Origin of the sequence: Qipengyuania sp. ABI-127-1 (assembly GCA_022953095.1) — a bacterium.
In the GTDB taxonomy this organism is placed as follows: Bacteria; Pseudomonadota; Alphaproteobacteria; order Sphingomonadales; family Sphingomonadaceae; genus Qipengyuania.
This window is the reverse complement of sequence record JALJCR010000002.1, coordinates 125,892-146,655: the sequence shown is the minus strand read 5'-3', so window position 1 is coordinate 146,655 and position 20,764 is coordinate 125,892. Positions and strand designations below refer to the sequence as shown.

At 60.2% G+C, this 20,764-nt stretch carries 11 protein-coding genes; 5 read left to right on the top strand and 6 right to left on the bottom strand.

Annotation, left to right across the window (positions count from 1 at the left end; all coding sequences use genetic code 11):
* Positions 1-3: 3 nt before the first annotated feature.
* Positions 4-474, bottom strand: a complete 471-nt coding sequence (locus MUY37_RS10140; RefSeq protein WP_499195258.1) for a MarR family winged helix-turn-helix transcriptional regulator — start codon at positions 472-474, stop codon at positions 4-6.
* A gap of 67 nt (positions 475-541) precedes the next feature.
* Complete coding sequence (locus MUY37_RS10135) at positions 542-1,414, bottom strand: crotonase/enoyl-CoA hydratase family protein (RefSeq protein ID WP_499195257.1); 873 nt, start codon at positions 1,412-1,414, stop codon at positions 542-544.
* A 297-nt stretch (positions 1,415-1,711) separates the two neighbouring features.
* Between MUY37_RS10135 and MUY37_RS10130 the strand changes: the two genes are divergently transcribed.
* A complete protein-coding gene (locus MUY37_RS10130) occupies positions 1,712-4,258 on the top strand; it encodes an HWE histidine kinase domain-containing protein (protein ID WP_499195256.1) in 2,547 nt (848 codons plus the stop codon).
* Between the two features lie 129 nt (positions 4,259-4,387).
* Here the strand turns inward: MUY37_RS10130 and MUY37_RS10125 are convergent, their stop codons facing one another.
* Positions 4,388-5,173, bottom strand: coding sequence for an SDR family NAD(P)-dependent oxidoreductase (locus MUY37_RS10125; protein ID WP_499195255.1), 786 nt, complete (start codon positions 5,171-5,173; stop codon positions 4,388-4,390).
* Between the two features lie 89 nt (positions 5,174-5,262).
* Complete coding sequence (locus MUY37_RS10120; RefSeq protein WP_499195709.1) at positions 5,263-6,435, bottom strand: acetyl-CoA C-acetyltransferase; 1,173 nt, start codon at positions 6,433-6,435, stop codon at positions 5,263-5,265.
* A 366-nt stretch (positions 6,436-6,801) separates the two neighbouring features.
* On the opposite strand from MUY37_RS10120, the gene MUY37_RS10115 reads away from it, so the two are divergent.
* The 4 genes from MUY37_RS10115 (at position 6,802) to MUY37_RS10100 (ending at position 14,481) form a co-directional block, all read left to right on the top strand.
* Positions 6,802-9,957 carry a TonB-dependent receptor domain-containing protein gene (locus MUY37_RS10115; RefSeq protein ID WP_499195254.1) on the top strand — a complete coding sequence of 1,052 codons (3,156 nt, stop codon included), beginning with the start codon at positions 6,802-6,804 and terminating at the stop codon, positions 9,955-9,957.
* Between the two features lie 93 nt (positions 9,958-10,050).
* Positions 10,051-11,583 (top strand): putative 2OG-Fe(II) oxygenase, encoded by a 1,533-nt coding sequence (locus MUY37_RS10110; protein ID WP_499195253.1) that lies wholly within the window; start codon positions 10,051-10,053, stop codon positions 11,581-11,583.
* Positions 11,584-11,636: 53 nt separating this feature from the next.
* The gene (locus MUY37_RS10105) at positions 11,637-13,466 is read left to right on the top strand and encodes a tetratricopeptide repeat-containing sulfotransferase family protein (RefSeq protein WP_499195252.1); all 1,830 of its coding nucleotides are present in this window, start codon (positions 11,637-11,639) and stop codon (positions 13,464-13,466) included.
* Positions 13,467-13,908: 442 nt separating this feature from the next.
* Positions 13,909-14,481, top strand: a complete 573-nt coding sequence (locus tag MUY37_RS10100) for a hypothetical protein (protein ID WP_499195251.1) — start codon at positions 13,909-13,911, stop codon at positions 14,479-14,481.
* 186 nt (positions 14,482-14,667) lie between these two features.
* Here MUY37_RS10100 and MUY37_RS10095 read toward each other — a convergent pair whose 3' ends face one another.
* Together MUY37_RS10095 and clpB are read right to left on the bottom strand one after the other, a co-directional pair.
* Positions 14,668-17,850, bottom strand: coding sequence for a TonB-dependent receptor domain-containing protein (locus tag MUY37_RS10095; protein ID WP_499195250.1), 3,183 nt, complete (start codon positions 17,848-17,850; stop codon positions 14,668-14,670).
* Between the two features lie 227 nt (positions 17,851-18,077).
* Positions 18,078-20,654 carry an ATP-dependent chaperone ClpB gene (clpB, locus tag MUY37_RS10090; protein ID WP_499195249.1) on the bottom strand — a complete coding sequence of 859 codons (2,577 nt, stop codon included), beginning with the start codon at positions 20,652-20,654 and terminating at the stop codon, positions 18,078-18,080.
* Between the last annotated feature and the right edge of the window lie 110 nt (positions 20,655-20,764).

Genomic DNA, 20,764 nt, shown 5'->3' with positions numbered 1-20,764 from the left:
TTTTCAGTCGGCCAGGCTTTCCGCGTCGAAGTCGCCCGCCTGATCGCGTACCCGCACCAGCATGTCGAGCAGGCTGGTGCGCTCTTCCTCGCTCAGCACCGAGAACAGCTCGCTCTCGATCTTCAGAGCCAGCGGCATGATCCCCGCATGGACCGCGCGCCCTTCGCTGGTCAGTTCCAGCAGATGCGAACGCCCGTCGCTGGTATTCGGCGAGCGCTGGACCAGACCGCGATCCTCCAGCCGTTTACACGCGCGGTTGACCGGCACCTTGTCCATCAAGGTCTGCTGCGAAAGTTCGCGCTGGGTCAGCGAACCGTGATCGCCCAGCACCGCCATGATCCGCCATTCGGTGGTTTTGAGCGCGAAACGCTTGCGGTACTGTTCGGCTATCCGGGTCGATACAGCATTCGATGCGATCGACAGTTGGTAAGGCAGGAACTCGGCAAGGCGTTGGGCGGGCTGACGTCTGGACATGCCCATACCTTTAAACCGCGCCTCCGGCTTGGCAAGGCCGTTGCGATTGTAACCTTATCGCCCGGACTCACTCATAAGTCGGCTCTTCCCACCACGGGTAGAAATCAGGCATGTTCGCGCTCACCGTGTCGGGATAGGCTGGTGGCCGTTTCTCGAGGAAACTGGCGATCCCCTCTTTCGCATCCTCGCTGCGGCTGAGGCGGTAGATCGCCCGGCTATCGATCCGGTGCGCATCCATCGGATGACCCCCGGCACCCAGCCGCCACAGCATGGCGCGAGTCATCGCAACCGAAACGACCGATGTGTTGTCCGCGATTTCACGAGCGATACCCATCGCCGCATCCATCAATTCGCCCTGCGGATGGACCGAGCGGACCAGACCGCGATCCAGCGCTTCGCCGGCGTCGAAGATGCGCCCAGTCATGCACCATTCGAGCGCGGCCTGCATGCCGACCAGCCGGGGCAGAAACCAGCTCGAAGCCGCTTCGGGAACGATGCCGCGCCGCGCGAATACGAAACCGAAACGCGCATTTCCCGAGCACAGGCGAATGTCGAAGGGAAGCTGCATGGTGGCCCCCACTCCGACCGCCACGCCATTGCACGCCCCGATCAGCGGTTTCCTGGAATTGAACAGGCGCAGGGTCAGACGCCCTCCGCTGTCCCGAACCCGTTCGTCGGCAAGATCGTCTACCGCCGAAGGGTCGGAGAAAACACTGCCCCCATCTTCCGGTGTAAGATCGGCCCCGGCGCAGAAGGCGCGCTCGCCCCGTCCGGTCACGATCACGGCGCGCACTTCGTCGTCGGCGTCGGTATCGTCGATCGCCGCGGCGATTTCGGCGCCCATCCTGCCAGTGAAAGCATTCATCTTTTCCGGTCGGTCGAGGGTGATCGTGGCAACGCCGTCGATCTTATCCAATACAATTTGGGTGAAAGCCGTCATCGCGTAGTCTCTCCTTGGTAGCCCTTCGTGCTTTTCAGGCATGGTGTGAAAGCGGGGTCGTGGAGATCGTGGCACGCCTTGGTCGGGGCGGCAATCGATGGCGTTTCTCGCGGCGCCGAAACAGCATCGCCCGTATGGTGCGGGGGCATATTCCGACTGGCGAGAGCAGACCCGCCGCGTACACCCCGGCACCCTACAGCGTAAGAAACAAATGAGGTGTGGCAAGCAACCCCTTCCCTAAAGGTCCTTTTTCACTCGCACGGGATTCGAAAAGGTGTACTTACTTTGAAGATGACCATGATGAACCTCACAGGCTGCGATCGCGAGCCGATCCACATCATCGGCCATATTCAGAGCTTCGCGGTACTGCTGGAATTCTCCGAAACCGGCGAATTGCTGACCTATTCGGCCAACGCACCCGAGCTTCTTCAAACCGATGCGAGCGAACTGCCGAAATGCAAGGCCCAGACCCTCTTCGCCGAGGCAGCATGGAAAGCCGTGGTCGCAGCGGCGGGCGCAATTTCAAGTGCGGACCATACCGAATGCATCTTCCACACTGACGGCTTCCTCCCCGCCCGTCAGGCGGATGTCAACGTGTCCCGTTCCACGCGGGGCATCGTTGTCGAGATAGAGGAGTGCCTTGGCGGCACAGAGACCGACTTCTTGCCGCAGGTCCGCCACGCTGCCACGAGTTTCGATTCCAGAAACGGTGTGGCCGCCGTTGCTCAGGATGGCGCGGAATATATGCGCGAGCTGACCGGGTTCGATCGCGTGATGGTTTACAAATTCCATGTCGATGGCAGCGGCGAAGTCATCGCCGAAGCGCGAGGCCCCGGGATCGAATCCTTTCTTGGCCTGCGATATCCTGCGACCGACATTCCCCAGCAGGCCCGCACCCTTTATCAGCGCAACCCCATCCGCTCGATTGCCGATGTCGATGCCGAAACGGCGGAACTGCTGAGCACCGGAAATCGGAGCCAAGCCGCGCCTCTCGACCTGAGCATGTGTGCCAGCCGGGCCATTTCGCCGGTCCACATCCAATATCTCAAGAATATGGGCGTGCGTGCATCCATGTCGATTTCCCTGATGGATATCGATGGGCTGTGGGGCCTTGTAGCGTGCCACCATGTCCAGGGTCCGCTGCGGATTTCGCATCACAAACGGTCCGCTGCCGAGCTTTTCGGCCAGATCTTATCCTCCAAGATCAGCGAGAGTCGCGCTCTAGAGCGACGCCAGCTCACCGCACGCGCGGGGATGGTGCACTCGCGAATCACAGCGTGCTTTGCGTCGACAAACAGGATTTCGGCGCGCTTCGACGAAATCGGCGATCTCATCACCAGCGTTATCCCATGCGATGGCGTGATCGCGAAGATCGGTGGCGAATTTCTCAGATATGGCGAGGCTCCCGACGAGCTTCTGTCCGGAGCGATCCTCGATTTCATGAAGGAGCGCGACCAGACCGAAGTGTTCGCGACCGATCGGTTGTCCGATCATCTGGCGAATGCGGAAGAACTCAAGGATGTTGTCGCAGGCATTTTGGTTATCCCGATTTCCCGTCTGCCCGACGAGTATCTGATTCTGTGCCGCGCGGAAGTGGCCAAGAGCGTCAGATGGGCCGGGAATCCCGAGAAACCCGCCATCACCGCCGAGGGAAATCTGAAATTGACCCCTCGCGAAAGTTTCGCCGAATGGAAGGAAACGGTGCGCGGCTATTCGGATGAATGGACACAGCGCGAAATCACCCTTGGCGAAGCGTTGCGCACCACATTCGTCGAAGTGCTCCTCAAGCTGGCCGAACAGAACGCGCGTGAAAAGGACCGTGCCAACAAAAAGCAGCAATTGCTGATCAACGAGCTCAACCATCGGGTTCGCAATATCATCACGCTGATTGCCAGCCTCATCGAACAATCATCGAAAGACCAAACCGGGATCGATCAATACAAGGCCATGCTGGAGGGTCGGATTTCAGCGCTTTCGACCGCGCACGACATGATGACTTCGGGAGAGGTGTCGGCAATCTCGCTGAAGGACCTGATAGCATCCGAATTGGCACCTTATGAAGGGCTGGAATCGGGAAAGCAGCGGGCGAGGTTCGAAGGTCCGGACATTTTCGTCGCTTTCGATTCGATACCGATTCTCGCACTGGTCATCCACGAACTCGCGACCAACGCCGTGAAATACGGTTCGCTGAGCAACGATACGGGTTACGTCACCATTTCGACCACCTTGTTGGATGACGGCGGTTTCACTGTCGACTGGGTAGAAACGGGTGGACCACCTCTGTCTGATGTCAGCACACCCGGCACGGGCACCGCACTGATCGAAGAAGCGGTTCCCTTTCAACTTTCCGGCAGTGTCGACATCCGCCCTCGCACATCGGGAATGGAGATTAGCTTGCACCTGCCCCCCAAGACCGCCCGCTCGACCGAGCGCGCGCAGCCGCAAACCTCAGACCGCAACCGAACACCCGAAAGCACCTCGGCGGGCGAACGGCATTTCCTCATCCTGGAAGATGAATTCCTGATCGCCAATACCGAGAAGAGAATGCTGCTCAACCTCGGCGCCGACCGGGTGACGATGGCAGGGAATTGCGCCGATGCGTTGACCGCGCTGCAGACCTCTTCGGTCGATTTCGCCCTGCTCGATATCAATCTTAAGGACGAGACCTCGATCGCGGCGGCAAATTGGTTGCTCGACGCGGGCGTGCCATTCGTTTTTGCCAGCGGCTATGGCCGCGAACCGATGTTGGACTCGAAATTCGCGCAAGTCCCGACGATCACCAAGCCATTCACCATGGCCCAGCTCAAGGAAGTCATCCCCCGTCACCTGCTGTCGGCGGACTGATCGGGAATTCAAGAGGCGGCGGGCCGGTCCGCTCCTTGCACGATCCGCAAAAAAGAAGGAGCCCGCACAGGACTGCGCGGGCTCCATGCTTTCGGGGAACAGGTCCGCCGTATTCTGGAAAAGTTCCGTTTATCGCGGTGCCATGCGAATAGCACCATCGAGGCGGACGTCCTCGCCGTTGAAGTAGCCGGTCTCGATCATGCACATGGCGAGCTTGGCATATTCTTCCGGGTTGCCGAGGCGCTTGGGGAACGGGACGCTGGCGGCCAGCGCTTCCTTTACCTGCGGCGGGGCCGCATTCATCAGCGGCGTTTCGAAGATACCCGGCAGGATGGTGTTCACGCGGATGCCTTCGTTCATGAGGTCGCGCGCGATGGGCAAGGTCATGCCGATCACGCCGCCCTTCGATGCCGAGTAGGCCGCCTGGCCGATCTGGCCGTCTTCACCGGCAACCGATGCGGTGTTGACGATTGCGCCGCGATCGCCGTCCTCGCTCAGCGGGTCGAGCGTCATCATTCCCGCCGCCGACTTGGCGATGCAGCGGAACGTGCCGACGAGGTTGACCTGGATCACGAAATCGAAGGCCGACAGCGGAAAGTGGCTGATCTCGCCGCTCTGCTTGTCGCGCTTGGCGGTCTTGATCGCATTGCCGATGCCCGCGCAGTTGACGAGGATGCGCTCCTGACCATGTGCCGCGCGTGCCTTGGCGAAACCGGCGTCGACCTCTTCATCGCTGGTCACGTTCACTTTGCAGAAAACGCCGCCGATATCCTTGGCGACTGCTTCGCCCTTTTCTTCGTTCATGTCGAAGATGGCGACCTTGGCGCCCTTGGCGGCAAGTGCGCGGGCGGTGGCTTCACCGAGCCCCGACGCGCCACCGGTGACGACTGCGGGGGTATTGCTGCTGACTTCCATTATCTCTTCCTCTTCCTGATCCCCCGCGAAGGCAGGGGTATCGTGTCAATCCGATCACGGTTCCCGCCTACGCGGGAACTCGCATTGAATCAAAGCGCCTCGACGATGGTCACGTTCGCGACGCCGCCGCCTTCGCACATCGTCTGGAGGCCGTATTTCTTGCCCCGCGCCTTGAGCGCGTGGACAAGCGTGGCCATCAGCTTGGTCCCGCTTGCGCCGAGCGGATGGCCAAGCGCAATCGCGCCGCCATTGACGTTGAGCTTTTCGGGATCGGCCCCGGTATGCTTCAACCAGGCCAGCGGAACCGGTGCAAAGGCCTCATTGACCTCGTAAAGGTCGATATCGCCGATATTCAGGCCCGCCCGCTGCAGCGCGCGATCGGTCGCGAAGAGCGGCTCTTCCAGCATGATCACAGGATCACCGGCAGTCACGGTCAGATTGTGTATGCGCGCCATCGGGGTGAGGCGATATTCCTTCAGCGCCTTTTCCGACACGACCAGCGCCGCGCTCGACCCGTCGCAGATCTGGCTGCTGGTGGCGGCGGAAATCTTGCCCTCGGGGCTCAGCAGCTTGACGCTGGCGATACCTTCGAGCGTGGCGTCGAAGCGGATCCCTTCATCGACCGTGTGAATCTCGGCACCTTCGGCGGTCTCGATCTCGACCGGCACGATCTCGGCAGCGAATGCGCCCGACTTGGTCGCCTCGATCGCCTTTTGATGGCTTTCGAGCGCGAAGCGGTCGAGATCGTCCTTGGAGAATCCGTGCTTCTGAGCGATCATCTCGGCGCCCATGAACTGCGACCACTGGATGCCGGGATATTTCTCCTCGAGACCGGGCGATTTGTAATTACCCAGACCCTCTTTCATATGAAACATCGCGGTCGACCCCATGGGCACGCGGCTCATGCTTTCCACACCGGCGGCGATGACGACATCCTGCGTCCCGCTCATCACAGCCTGCGCGGCGAACTGGATCGCCTGCTGCGAGGACCCACATTGCCGGTCGATCGTCACAGCGGGAACGCCCTCGCCAAGGTGTTTCGCGGCCAGCACGGCATTGCGCCCCACCTGCATCGCTTGTTCACCGCCCTGGCTGACACAGCCCATGACGACATCGTCGATCGCCTTCGCCTCCAGCCCGCTGCGTTCCATGACGGCATCGAGCGATTTGGCGGCAAGATCGACGGGATGCACGCCCGCGAGGCGACCACCCCGCTTACCACCGGCGGTGCGAACGGCTTCGACTAGATAGGCTTCGGGCATCATCATCCTCTTCTAACACTGAAAAGCAGGTAAGTTTTGAATAGGGACTGGCTGCCTAGGCCTGCCTTACGTAAACGTCAAGCAAGTCGGAATTCTGCAACTTTACATTCATAGAATCGCCCTGCGTGGCCCAGTTTAGCGTAGATCACGAGGTGTGACATAGGCGTCACACCCGTTACGCCAAACCGTGCACAATGTAACAAAAGCTTTGCATTGATCGGGTCCGCAAAGGCACATGCGGCCTTCCACTGGAGGGATTTGCGTAAACGTATTCGGCGTTCAGCGCTTGCGGATCGCCCATCTCTGTCCAGAGGTTCCTTGGAGATCCGACCTCAGGGGTCGGTCGATCAATAGAGGGATTATCAAGTGAAACTCCACACCTACTTCAAAGCCAGCGCGGCGCCTGCCGTTCTCGGCATTGCGCTTCTGGCGCAGCCGGCGATGGCCCAGGTTGCGACGGAAGACGAAGAAAGCGTCGATTCCTCCGCACCTGCGGGCGCAATCGTCGTCACAGGTTCGCGCATCAAGCAGCCGAACCTCGAGTCTGCCACTCCGGTCACTGTGATCAGCAATGAAGAGTTCAAGGTCACGGGTACGACCCGCGTCGAAGACCTCGTCAACTCGCTGCCGCAGGTCTTTGCCTCACAGGCAGGCCAGCTGTCGAACGGCGCTTCGGGTGCCGCTAACCTCAACCTTCGTGGCCTCGGGACCGAGCGTACGCTGGTGTTGGTCAATGGCCGTCGCCTCGTCCCGGGCGATCCCACTACTTCGGCTGCCGACATCAACGTGATCCCGTCCGTGCTTGTCGAGCGCGTTGACCTACTGACCGGCGGTGCTTCGTCGGTATACGGCGCGGACGCTGTGGCCGGCGTTGTCAACTTCGTAATGGATACCGATTTCGAGGGCTTCAAGCTCGATACCCAGTATTCGGTCTATAATCACAACAATCGTGGTAACTCGATCTATACCGATGCGCTCGACGCGCGCGGCTTCGGTTACCCGACCGGCACGTCGACCAATGGCGGCACTTTCGATGCAACTCTCGCGTTCGGCACCAGCTTCGACGATGGTCGCGGCCGTGCTACCGCCTATGTCGGCTACCGTAAGATCAACGCAGTCCTTCAGGCATCGCGCGACTATTCGGCTTGTGCGCTGTCGGCCAACACCCAGGCGGCAGTCGATGGAGGTGCGAACCTCTATACGTGCGGTGGCTCGCTAACCTCACCTCGTGGTACTGCGATTTACTATGACACCGTTCCTGATTTCACTGGTCCGGACGGCACTCCCGACGGTATCCCCGACTTCACCTCGACTCTGGCCGGTTTCGGCGCGAATCGTACCCTGACCGGGTTCGAACGGTTCAACTATGCACCGCTGAACTACTTCCAGCGTCCCGATGAACGGTACACCGCCGGCGTCTTCGCCGATTACGAGATCAGCCCCGCGCTGCATCCGTATATGGAGTTCATGTTCATGGACGACCGCACGGTCGCCCAGATCGCTCCGTCGGGTAACTTCGGTAACACACTGTCGATCAACTGCGACAACCCCTTGCTTGGCCCGGACCAGGTGGCGGCGCTCTGTGACACGGAAAACCTCCTTGTAAGCCCGGATCCGACCGAAGCCTTCACTGTCGTTGGCAACGTCGATGCGGCGAATGCGGCGCGCGCTGCGCAGGGGCTGGCGCCCCTGCCGACCACTCCGTTCGACTTCATCGATCCGACCACGGGCAACACCTACAATCGCGGCTTTCTGCAGCTCCTTCGTCGTAACATCGAAGGCGGCCCTCGTCGCGACGATCTCCAGCACACCAGCTACCGTGCTGTCCTGGGTATGCGGGGCGACATCAGTCCGGCATGGTCGTACGATGCCTACTACCAGTATGGTCGGACCAACTTTGCGCAGACCTATTCGAATGACCTCTCGGTCGTTCGGCTGAACCGCGCACTCGACGTCGTAACCGGTCCGAACGGCGACCCTGTCTGCCGCTCGGCGCTCGACGGGACCGATCCCGCCTGTGTTCCCTGGGATATCTTCTCCCCAGGTTCCACCAGCCCGAGCGCGGCCTCGACCAACTATCTCAGCACCACGGGTATTTCGCGCGGTGTTGTGAGTCAGCAGGTCCTTTCGGCGTATGTTTCCGGCGCACTGGGCGAATACGGTATCCAGAGCCCGTGGGCTTCGGAAGGTGTTGGCCTCGTTCTCGGCGCTGAATACCGCAATGAACGCCTTGAGTTCGATTCGGATGCGTCCTTCCAGGCCGGTGATCTTTCGGGCCAGGGGGCACCGACACTTCCGGTTTCGGGTTCCTACGATGTTAAGGAATTCTTCACCGAAGTTCGTCTGCCGATCGTGCAGGACTCGATCTTTACCGAGTTCACCATCACCGGTGGTTATCGCTACTCCGACTATTCGCTGGGCTTCAGCACCGATACCTACAAGATCGAGGCTGAACTGTCGCCCACCCCGGACTTTATGATCCGTGGTGGCTACAATCGTGCTGTGCGTGCCCCGACGGTCCAGGATCTCTTTGCTCCGGTCCGTGTTCAGCTTAACGGTTCGACCGATCCGTGTGCTGACCGGGTCATTACGGCGGCAGATACGGGCTGTCTTGCGCAGGGTCTCACTGTTGGCCAGACGGTTGGTTCCAACCCGGCGGCCCAATATAACGGCCAGGTCGGCGGCAACACGAACCTGATGCCGGAAACGGCGGACACCTACACCGCCGGTGTGGTTCTGACACCGCAGTTCCTGCCGGGCTTCAACGCCAGCGTGGACTGGTTCAAGATCGACCTCGTCGATGCGATCCAGGGCTACGGTCAGGATACCATCCTGGCGGTCTGCACCGACACTGCCGATCCGTTCTTCTGCTCGCTGATCAATCGTGACGGATCGGGTTCGCTGTGGCGTAGTTCCGCCGGTTACGTGGAAGACTTCTCCACGAACGTTGGTGGTATCGGAACCGAAGGTATCGACGTCCAGGCGAGTTACAGCACGCAGATCGGCAATGTCGGTCGTCTGAACCTCAGCTTCGTCGGAACCTATCTGATGTCGTTGACGACGGACCCGGGCTTTGACCAGGCTCCGGAATACGATTGTGCCGGCCTGTTCGGTAACACCTGTTCGGCCGGCGTGCTGAGCTGGGGTCCGAATCCCGAATGGCGTCATCAAATGCGCGTGGGCTTCGACTTTGCCAACGGCATCGGAACTTCGGTCCGCTGGCGCTACTTCGGCAGCGTCGACAATGAAGATGGTGTTGCAGGTGGCCCGAACCCGAATGCTGCTCCGGCACGTCCGGGCAATGCCGGGTTCCCCGCAGTCAACTACTTCGATCTGGCATTCACCTACGAAGCCGGTGACCACTTCGACTTCCGTATTGGTGCGAACAACATCTTCGACAAGGAACCGCCGCTGGTTGGGGCGCAGTCCTGCCCGTCGGGTCCGTGTAACGGTAACGTTTACGCCGCCGTGTACGACGCGATCGGTCGCTACATCTACGCTGGTGTGACGCTTGAATTCTAAGCTTCACGCAGACTAGACAGGGAATGGCGGGCCTTCGGGTCCGCCATTTTCGTATGTGGCATTGCCACGTTATCCGATGCAGGCGCCCATCCCGTGAACCGTACCGAAGCACGTCAGGCAATCGCGGCGATTCCGCGGACCGATGCGACAGCCGCCTTCAATGTCGGCCTCAACCTGCTCAGGGGCGATCATGCGGAGATCCTGCTGCCAGTCGCGCGCAAGCTGGCGCGCAAGTTTCACCGCGATCCCCGCATGCAGCAGCTCCTCGGCCTTGCAGCACGCACTGCGCAGAATAGCACACTGGCACTGGAAGCCTTCGGACAGGCCGCGAAACTTGCCCCTTCCGATCCGTTGATCGCCCATTCCCACGCACGTTGCGCACTGGAGGCGGGAGCGCCTGCTGTCGCTCTATTTCAGCGCGCGGTCGAAATCGCTCCCAGGGACGGCCACGCCCTGCTCGGTATGGGAGCCGCGCTCCTCCACGAAGGCCGCGCCCAGGACGCGGTTGACCATCTTGACACACTGCTGGCCGCCAACCCTCTGTGGATCGATGGCCACCGCGATGCCGCACACATTCGCGGCCAGATGGGGCTCGACCCTTATGCGACCATTACGAAGGCATTGGCTGGCCAGCCCCGTTCACTCGAACTGACGACCCTGCTCGCCGGTACCCGTCTCGAAGCGCTCGACTTCGAAGGCGCGCTCGCCGGTTTGCAGGACGCCCGGAACAAGCTGGGCGATCCCGCCAGTCTCCGGATTTTGGCAGCACATGCGATGTCTGAATTGGGGAATCTCTCCGAGGCCGACACCACCTTCGGCACTCTCGCTCCAGGCTCCAGTGTCAATGACATCTCTCTACATGCCCGCCACCACCTCCGCGCCGGACGAGCCGCAACGGCGGCTGCGCTGATTGAACCGGTGATCGCCCGCGACTATGATCATCTGCTCTGGCCTTATCTATCGCTGGCCTGGCGCTTGACGGAGGATCCTCGCTATCGCTGGCTCGAAGCCGACGAACGGCTTATCAGCGTCTACGATCTCGGCAACATTCTCGGCGATCTGGACGCGCTCGCATCGCATCTGCGCCACTTGCATTTCGCCAGCGCACAGCCGCTGGATCAGTCCGTTCGCGGAGGCACCCAGACCGACGGCAATTTGCTGCTGCGCACTTCCGCCCCAATCCAGAAACTCCGCAAGGCGATCCTTGCCAAGGTCGCAGATCATGTGGCGCAACTGCCGCCGTTCGAAGCCGGACACCCGACGCTTCTGAAGGATCGCGATCCGCTGCGCGTCGCTGGATCATGGTCGGTTCGGCTCAAGGATGAGGGCTTCCATTCGGACCACGTTCATAGCAAGGGCTGGATCAGCTCCGCGCTGTATATCGCACTGCCCGACACAATCGGGCAGGCCCAGGATCGGGGTGAAGGTGAAACAGACCATTCCGGCTGGCTGACGCTGGGTGAATCCCGTGATATCTTGCCTGGCCTCGAACCTGTGAGGCTCGTCGAGCCCAAACAAGGTAGGCTAGTGCTGTTTCCAAGCACCATGTGGCATGGTACGCGCCCGTTCTCTGCGGGCGAACGCATGACTGTGGCGTTCGACATCGCCCGTCCCCAACAGAGCTGAATTGGTTGAACCGGATGAATGCTGCACCCCCTCCTGCGGAATTGATGCAAGCCATGCAACGGCTGCGGTCCAGCGATCCGGCCGGTGCGCTGGCAATCGTCGAAGACTGCCTGATGAAGACTTCCGAACGCGCCCCTTTTCTTGCCGTGGGCAGCCTGGCGGCCCTGCGTCTGGGCAATACCGACAAGGCTATTCCCTTTCTGCGCGAACTGCTGGTCATCAACCCTGGCGATACGGCCAGTCGAAACAATCTCGCGGCTGCTCTGGTTCGCGCCGGCCAACTCGATGAAGCTCTGACGATGGCCGAAGGTTCGACCGAACCCTCTCTCGCCCGGATCGAAGGTTTCGTGCGCCAGCAGCGAGGTGAATTGGAGGCGGCGGCTGATGCCTATCGCAGAGCGATAGCGGCAGAACCTGCGGATCTCGCCAGCCTCAACAATCTCGGCAACGTGCTGATGGAGCAGAGGCAGTGGGACGAGGCGATTGCGGCATTTGAACAAGCGATCACCCTCGCCCCTGCAGATATCCAGATTTATCTCAATCTGGCCGAATTGCTGCGATTGGCCGATCGTGGGGGGCCACGACTAAAGGTTCTCAAAGACGCGCACGCCATCGCACCCGACAATCTCCGCGTGCTGATCGATCTGGGCATGGCCTATGCTCATGTCGACGATCTGGACAATGCCATGGCCACATATCGCAAAGCGATCGAGCTGACCGACGGCTTCGGCGAAGCCCATGTCGAATACGGCATGATCCTGGAAAAGCTCAACCGGACCGACGAGCTTGCCGAACTCGCCGCGTCTTTCGACAAGGCCAGCGCGCCACCCGAGGCCAATTTTCTGCTCGCTTGGGAAGCGCGCCGGGCAGGCAATTTCGAGGAAGCGGCCCGACTGGCCGATGCGATTCCTGAAACCGTCCTGCCAATGCGCCGCTGGCAACTTGTCGGGGGTATCGAAGACCGGCTGGAAAATACTGACAAGGCCTTTGCCGCCTTCGAGCGAATGAACCAGTCCGCCGTTGCCGAGGCGCATCCCGCGCGTGGTGCAAACTATCGCGAACGGGTGGAGGCCGAGTTGGAAAAGTGCACTGCGGACTGGGCTGGCACCTTCTCTGATGCGAAAGTCGCAGACGGGCGCCGTGACCCCATATTCCTGGTCGGCTTCCCACGTTCTGGGACCACCTTGCTCGACACCATGCTGATGGGGTTGGACGATCTGAGCGTTCTGGAAGAACGCCCTATGATGGCCAGCATCGTCAAGCGCATCGAGGGTGAGGACATCGCACTCTTCGACGAAACGCGGATCGCGGAACTACGCGATGAATATTTCGCTCGGGCCGCGGAGGAGGGCTGGGACGATCAACGCTGGCTGGTCGACAAGCACCCGCTCCACATGCAGCGCGTGCCGTTTATCCACCGGCTGTTTCCCGAAGCGAAGATCATCCTCGCCGAGCGACATCCCTATGATGTGGTGCTGAGCTGCTTCATGGCGAATTTTTCGCTCAATTTCGCCATGCGCAGCTTTACCTCGCTCGACGAGGCCGCAAGCACCTATGACGCTGTCTGGCGGGCGTGGCATCGCGCCGTGGACCTGTTCGATGTAGACTGGCGGGCTGTTCGATACGAGAAGCTTGTGATCGATCCGAAGGCCGAACTGCAGCCGATTATCGAATGGCTTGGCCTTGAATGGAGCGACGGCCTGCTCGATCATACGCAGACTGCGCGGAAACGAGGTCCGGTCAGAACGGCGAGCTATTCGCAAATTGGCGAGGAACTATATACTCGCGCTAGCTATCGCTGGCGGCGTTATACCGATCACCTCGAGCCCGTAATGAATACGCTCCGCCCATGGGCGGAGCGTATGGATTATGCGACCGAGTAGCTGTTTTTCATAGCTCGCTGGCGGGGCTGAACTAGTCGCTGGTTCCGCGAGACGTCTGCGCGCGGTCTAAATCGCGCCGATTCTGCGCCTGCTCCGCAATCCACTGGCGTCGGGTCAGGCACCGCTTCGAGGTACGCACACGCGACCCGGTCGCCTTCGACGTCCGGCAAATTACCTCGTCGAGATTCGACTTTTCGCCCGTCGTCTCGACGGCCTCCTCAGTCCTCTCGCCCTCCGATGACTGCCGCGCGGTCGCCGGCGCGCAAGCGATTGCGGTCAAGGCAATTGCGCCCCAAAGGGTCCGCGATTTCATACTGATACTCCCTGTCCAATCTACATTCCGTTGCCCCCTAACACGGTCGCTCCGTCAGGGTCGAACACAATTCGACGAAAAGGGTAGCTTTCATTTTCTGCTCCGATAGACTTCCAGCGGACTCACAGGATGCCCCGGGAGAAATTGGTGCGACGCCTTGGCTATTTTAAGATCGGCGCCTCTTGCGCTTTCGCTGTCATACTCGGCACCTCTGCTGCGGCCGCGATGGACGATGACCAGGCATCTTCTAACGCCTATCTGGAAGCACTGAAGGCCTGTCAGGCAGAGAGCGACCCGGTGACGCGGCTCGCCTGTTTCGATACCGCCGCCGAGTCCATGGTTGGGGCGAGCGAGGCGGGGGAGCTGAAGCTTGTCGATCGCGAGGAGGTTCGCAAGACCCGCAGGAAGCTTTTCGGCTTCTCGCTGCCGGATTTCGGTATCTTCGGCAAGGGCGATGACGACCGCGAAGACCAGGATGAGTTTTCACAAATGGAAACCACCATCGCTTCGGTCAGTGGATCGCACTCGACGGGCTATATCCTCAGGACTGCGGAAGGCGCGGTTTGGCGGGTCGACGACGTACCAGGGCGTCTGCTCGAACCGCGCAAGGGCGACACGCTGCTAATAAAGAGCGGTGCGCTCAGTTCCTATTTCCTGCGCATCAACAATCAACGCGGGATCAAGGGCAGTCGCATCCGGTAGAGTCCACGACCACTACGGGATTTGCCAAAGGGCGAGGATCGCGATCCTCGCCCTTTTCTTACGCCTTTTCGCAGTGAGAAGTGGGTACGCCTGCGGTCTGCGGGGGGTCGCGGCCAGTGCGCTTCGCGCAAAAAGAAAGGGGCAGATCACTCCGCCCCTTTCCTCCATTCAATCTCTCGGAAACCGTCAGAACGAGCGGGTCACGTTGAGGAACACCGAACGACCCAGGAAGTCGTAAGTGCCGTAGTTGAAATAATTGCCGATGGTAGGACGGCGGTTGCTACCACCCGTGCCATAGCTGCCTATAACCGGCGGCTTTTCATCGAACAGATTGTTCACGCCGAGAGTGAGGCTGGCCACTTCAGGCCAGTTGTACCGGATTGACACCGCATGCTCAATATAGGCTTCGGCAACCTGATCGCTAACGACGGTTGTGCCACGATAGGGAACCGGATCGGGCTGCAGCGCGTCCTGCGAGTCCATCTTTCCGGTGTATTCGATGCCATAACGGAATGTCAGACGATCATTCGGAGTGGTGTAACGCAGATCGAAGTTACCAACCCACTTCGGGCCACCGGTAGTGCCGTGATAGCCCAGCAGGCCGAGATAATCCTCAAGGTCGGAATCCTCGGAGGCCTGATAAAGCATCGACACGTTGCGCGTGGCATGCGCCTGGGCAACGAAATCGCCGCCACCGATGTTAGTGGCGAAGCGCGCGTTGAAATCGATACCGGACGCCTTCTGCTGTGCGATGTTGAGATACGGATTGTCGAACGAAACCAGCGTGCCCTGAACCGACTCGCGACCGCTGATCAACGTGCAGAAGAAGTTTCCGCTGCGGAAATCATCGGAATCGTAGCAACGATCGAGAATGCTGGTGTTAAGCTGGCCGACTTCGCCCTTAACAACGATCTTCCAGTAGTCGACTGCGAAGGAGAAGTTCGAAGCGCCGAGGCCAACGTCGAGGACTGCACCGAAGCCGTAGCTGGTTCCAGTTTCCGCTTCGAGAACGCCTGCACCACCCTTGGTAAAGGTTTCAGGTGTGCTGTTAGCAACGAAGTTATCGGCGACGCCATCACCGTCGGAATCGTTGTTGAGGAATGCCGGGGCAAGTTCCGCTTCGCAGTTGTCATAGCGGTTTTGGCCAGGAGCCGAGGTCAAACGATAGTCATCACACGGGTCATAGCCGAAGAAGCCAGACTGGTCGGCGACGAATTGTTCGAACAGGTTCGGTGCGCGGAAGGTTGTCTGATAGCCGCCGCGAACACGGAACTGCGGGATTGGGGCAAATTGCCCACGAAGACCGTAGGTCCAGTCTGAACCGTAGGAGTCATAGTCCGTATAGCGAATAGCACCTTCAACCGTCAGTTCATGTGCCCACGGCTGATCGGCCACCAATGGGAGAACCACCTCACCGAACACTTCGTTCACCTTGTCCTTGCCAGTCGTGATGCCGGAGGACGAGAAGTTATAAAGGTTGCCCGCAAGGGCAGTCGGCGACGGCACATTCAGAATGTAATCGCGACGGTGTTCGTAACCCAGTGCAAAGCCGGCCGAACCACCCGGAAGATCGAACAGCGAACCATCGATCACAAATTGTGCGGTCCACTGGTCATACTTCGTGTTCTCTTCATTATTGAAGTAGATGTAGTTCAGTGCATTCTGCGGGATGTTGCCAGCCAGCGACTGCGGGTTGAACGGATCGAACGGCGCACATTGCGAACCAGCGATGAAGTTACCGCCCGCGTCTACGTTCACGGCGCAGGTATAGGCATTGTTACCACCCGCCGTGTAACCGACCTGACCCGGGATCGTCCGCGTGATGTTCTCTTCAGGAGTTCCAGAGGGAGCCAGGACTGCATTGAAGGCATTATCGAGGCGTGCGGCATCGATGTTCTGGTTCACCGTCACAGCATCGGTGATCGAGTACATGATATTAGCATCGAAGCGCCAATCCGAAATACCGAGATCACCGCGGAACCCACCATGGATACGGCCGTAATCGATATCTTGTTCCCATGTACGCAGCGGCGGCACGATAAAGAAACGTAGTTCCTGGAAGCCCTGGTCAACACCATATTGAGGGTAGAAGGGTGTCAGGACGCCGTTTCCAAAGAAATTATTGACTACGCCCGCACCCGGTCCGCCACGCAGGTTGTTGCTCAGCGAGTTCGCATTAAACGATATCTGCGAGGAATAATCGTAAGAGCTTTCACGGCGCGTGAAGAGACCTTCGACATAGGCTTCTACGGCTGGAGTGATCTCATACGCGGCATCGAAGAAGCCGGTGTAAGTCCGCACAGGAGGAATTACATGCGCTGCGTCCTCGCGCTTGCTGTAGGTCGGGCGAAGATCGTAGTCGTTCACCAGGAAACCGTTAGTCACATCTGCATTGGCAGGATCGTTCTGATTGTAGGCGAAGCGCCCCACATTGCCAGTGAAGTAGTCGATTCCGAGCAGATAATACTGCGCCGTACCGTTGCTTGCCGCCTCGAACGGATGACAGCGCAGTTCGTTCGTACCCGGAATGAGCTGGCCAACCGGCTGACCGGTTGTCGCATCGACGAAGCCGTCCTGCGGGCAGGTGAAATCGTCACGTGCGTTTAGGCGCATGCCGGTCCGCTCGCGGAATTCCAACGAACCCGTAATGTGCCCCCGATCGAAGGTCTTACCTGCGGTAACCGACGCGCGATAGGTTCGACCGCCACCCTTGTGCTCGATCGGCTGGTTCGTGTAAAAGTCCAGCGTCACGCCGTCATAGGCGGTTTCGGTGATGATGTTCACAACGCCGGCCACAGCGTCCGAACCATAGATCGATGAAGCACCTTCACGCAGAACCTCGACGCGCTGCATAACATTGAGCGGAAGGACGTTGAGGTCGGCCGCGATCAGCTGCGGACCAGCGCCGGCCGGCGCGAGGCGGCGACCGTTCAGCAGAACAAGAGTACGCGAAGCGCCGAAACCGCGAAGGCCGATTGTGTTGGCACCCGGCCCGTTATCCGAGACGAAACCGACGAAGCTGTCGTTAATCTGGCCAGTACCCGATGTGACAGTGTTGCTCTGGATCAAATCAGACGCCGAAGTGGAGCCTGCGAGAACCGAGTCTTCCTTAGTGTAGACGTCAATCGGCGACGAGCTGTTGAACGTGTCGCGGCGGACGCGCGAGCCGGTAACGACGATCGCGCCTTCAGAAACCGGTTCACCTTCTGCATTGGTGATATCCACCGCGTTCGGATCTGGATCGACTTCCTCGTTCGTATCCATTGATTCGACCGGCGCAGTAGCCTGCGCCAGAGCAGGCGTGCTGGCGGTCGCGCACAGTGCCACTGCGAGTGCGGACATTGCCGCCTTGGTTTCGAGTTTACGCATGAGTCCCCTAACCTAACAAAAATTCCCCTACGGCCTGCAACCCAGACCCTCGGAATGGTCAACTTAAAGCAACAATTACGTACATTTGAAACCATCACAGCGGAGCGGCCGGCGATTCTCTCCATCCGTGTTGCGGATCAGTCACAGCGTCTTCGACCTGCGCACTGTTCTCCAGAGGCATGCTCTCGCCGATCGGCAAATCGTCAGTTGAATAATTGCAACTGCTTTTAGTCGACCCCCATCGCCAATTCCCCATCGCCCTCGTCGATCTTCACCGTCGATCCGTCGGGCACTTCGCCGCGTAGGATCATGTCCGCCAGAGGGTCCTGAACGTAACGTTGAACTGCGCGCTTCAATGGCCTTGCGCCATAGACGGGATCGTAACCAACCCGTCCCAGCCACTTCTTCGCGGCCTCGGTCAGGTCGAGCACGATCTTGCGGTCCTTGAGCAGCTTCTGCACCCGCGCGACCTGGATCTCGACGATCGGGGCCATGTGCTCCTGCGCCAGGCGGTGGAACAGGATGATCTCGTCCAGCCGGTTGAGGAATTCGGGCCGGAAATGGCCGCGTACCACATCCATTACCTGCGGTTCGACATCCTCGACCTTCTGATCGTCATCCATATTGGCGAGATACTGGCTGCCGAGATTGCTGGTCAGGATGATCAGCGTGTTGCTGAAATCGACCACGCGGCCCTGCCCATCGGTCAGACGGCCATCGTCGAGCACCTGCAACAGCACGTTGAACACGTCGCTATGCGCTTTTTCGACCTCGTCGAACAGCACCACCTGATAGGGGCGGCGGCGCACCGCCTCGGTCAGCACCCCGCCCTCGTCATAGCCGACATAGCCCGGAGGCGCGCCGATCAGGCGGGCGACGGCGTGCTTCTCCATGAACTCGCTCATGTCGATGCGGACCATGGCCGTATCGTCATCGAACAGGAAACCGGCCAGCGCCTTGGTCAGTTCGGTCTTGCCGACGCCGGTCGGGCCGAGGAAGAGGAAGCTGCCCAGCGGTCGGTTCGGGTCCTGCAGGCCCGCACGCGCGCGGCGCACCGCCTTGGAAACGGCGTCGATCGCCTGCGACTGCCCGATCACCCGCTTGCCCAGGATATTCTCCATATCGAGCAGCTTCTCACGCTCGCCCTCCAGCATCTTGTCGATGGGAATACCGGTCCAGCGCGAGACGACACCGGCGATGTCGTCTTCGGTCACTTCCTCGCGCAGCAGGGCGTTTTCAGTCTGCCCGGCGGCGTCTTCCAGCTTCTTTTCCAGCTCGGGGATTTTGCCATAGGACAGCTCGCCCGCTTTCGCGAGGTCGCCTGCGCGCTGGGCCTGTTCCAGTTCCAGCCGAGCAGCGTCCAGTTCTTCCTTCACGCGCGCCTCGGCGTGGATCTTGTCACGCTCGTTCTGCCAGCGCGTGGTCAGCTCGGACGATTGCTGTTCCAGCTCGGCCAGTTCCTTGCGAAGCGACTCCAGACGATCCTTCGAAGCGCTGTCGGTTTCCTTTTGCAGCGCCTGCTCTTCGATCCTGAGCTGAATGATGCGGCGGTCGAGGCCTTCGATCTCCTCAGGCTTGCTTTCCACCTCCATGCGGATGCGGCTGGCGGCTTCGTCCATCAGGTCGATAGCCTTGTCCGGCAGGAAGCGGTTCTGGATGTAGCGATTGCTAAGCTGCGCCGCGGCGACGATCGCGCCATCGGTGATGCGCACACCGTGATGCAGCTCGTATTTGTCCTTGATGCCGCGCAGGATCGAGACGGTATCTTCCACACTAGGCTCGTCGATATAGACGGGCTGGAAGCGCCGTTGGAGCGCAGGATCCTTCTCGATATATTTCTGGTATTCGTCGAGCGTGGTCGCGCCGATGCAGTGCAGCTCACCGCGCGACAGGGCAGGCTTCAGCAGGTTGGAGGCATCCATGCTGCCTTCGCTCGCGCCTGCGCCGATCAGCGTGTGCATCTCGTCGATAAACAAGATGATCTGCCCTTCGGCGCCCTTCACCTCGTCAAGCACCGCCTTGAGGCGCTCTTCGAACTCACCCCGATATTTCGCACCCGCGATCAGCGCGCCCATGTCGAGCGCCATCAGCGTGCGGCCCTTGAGGCTGTCGGGCACGTCGCCATTGGCGATGCGCAGCGCCAAGCCTTCGGCGATCGCGGTCTTGCCGGTTCCGGGCTCGCCGATCAGGGCGGGATTGTTCTTCGTGCGGCGGGCAAGGATCTGGACCGTGCGGCGGATTTCCTCATCGCGCCCGATCACCGGATCGAGCTTGCCGTCGCGCGCTGCCTGCGTGAGGTCGCGCGCATATTTCTTCATCGCATCGTAGCTTTCTTCGGCACCCGCGCTGTCGGCGGTGCGGCCGCCGGTCACTTCCTGAATCGCGGCTTCGAGCGACTTCGCGTCGACACCTGCCGATTTCAGCGCTTTGCCCGCATCGTTGTCGGCCAGCGCCAGCGCTTGCAGCAGCCGCTGGACGGGGACGAAGCTGTCGCCCGCCTTCTCGGCAAGCTGTTCGGCCCGATCGAGTGCGCGCACGGCATCGTTGTCGAGGCCGGGCGTCGCCTGCGCCCCGCCGCCCGACACGGCTGGCACCTTGGCCAGAGTATTGTCCACCTCGGTAATCGCCACGCCAGGATTGCCCCCGGCGCGCTGGATGAGCTGCGCGGCCATGCCCTCTTCGTCATCGAGCAGCGCCTTCAGCAAATGCGCGGGCGAAATTCGCTGGTGGTTCATGCGAATGGCGACGGTCTGCGCCGCCTGCAGGAAGCCCTTGGCGCGATCGGTGAACTTTTCGAGATTCATGCAAACACCCCAGTCAAGAATTGCCGCACGGATATAGTGTGGCGATTATGCAACACAAGCCCTCCCCGCAGAAAGTCCGGCGGGCGTATGAAAAGCATAGGTAATCCGCG

Excerpts from the sequence above, each read along its gene's own strand:
- MUY37_RS10140 (WP_499195258.1), bottom strand. The coding sequence starts at position 474 with ATGTCCAGACGTCAGCCCGCCCAACGCCTTGCCGAGTTCCTGCCTTAC.
- MUY37_RS10135 (WP_499195257.1), bottom strand. The coding sequence starts at position 1,414 with ATGACGGCTTTCACCCAAATTGTATTGGATAAGATCGACGGCGTTGCC.
- MUY37_RS10130 (WP_499195256.1), top strand. The coding sequence starts at position 1,712 with ATGATGAACCTCACAGGCTGCGATCGCGAGCCGATCCACATCATCGGC.
- MUY37_RS10125 (WP_499195255.1), bottom strand. The coding sequence starts at position 5,173 with ATGGAAGTCAGCAGCAATACCCCCGCAGTCGTCACCGGTGGCGCGTCG.
- MUY37_RS10120 (WP_499195709.1), bottom strand. The coding sequence starts at position 6,435 with ATGCCCGAAGCCTATCTAGTCGAAGCCGTTCGCACCGCCGGTGGTAAG.
- MUY37_RS10105 (WP_499195252.1), top strand. The coding sequence starts at position 11,637 with ATGCAACGGCTGCGGTCCAGCGATCCGGCCGGTGCGCTGGCAATCGTC.
- MUY37_RS10100 (WP_499195251.1), top strand. The coding sequence starts at position 13,909 with ATGCCCCGGGAGAAATTGGTGCGACGCCTTGGCTATTTTAAGATCGGC.
- MUY37_RS10095 (WP_499195250.1), bottom strand. The coding sequence starts at position 17,850 with ATGCGTAAACTCGAAACCAAGGCGGCAATGTCCGCACTCGCAGTGGCA.
- clpB (WP_499195249.1), bottom strand. The coding sequence starts at position 20,654 with ATGAATCTCGAAAAGTTCACCGATCGCGCCAAGGGCTTCCTGCAGGCG.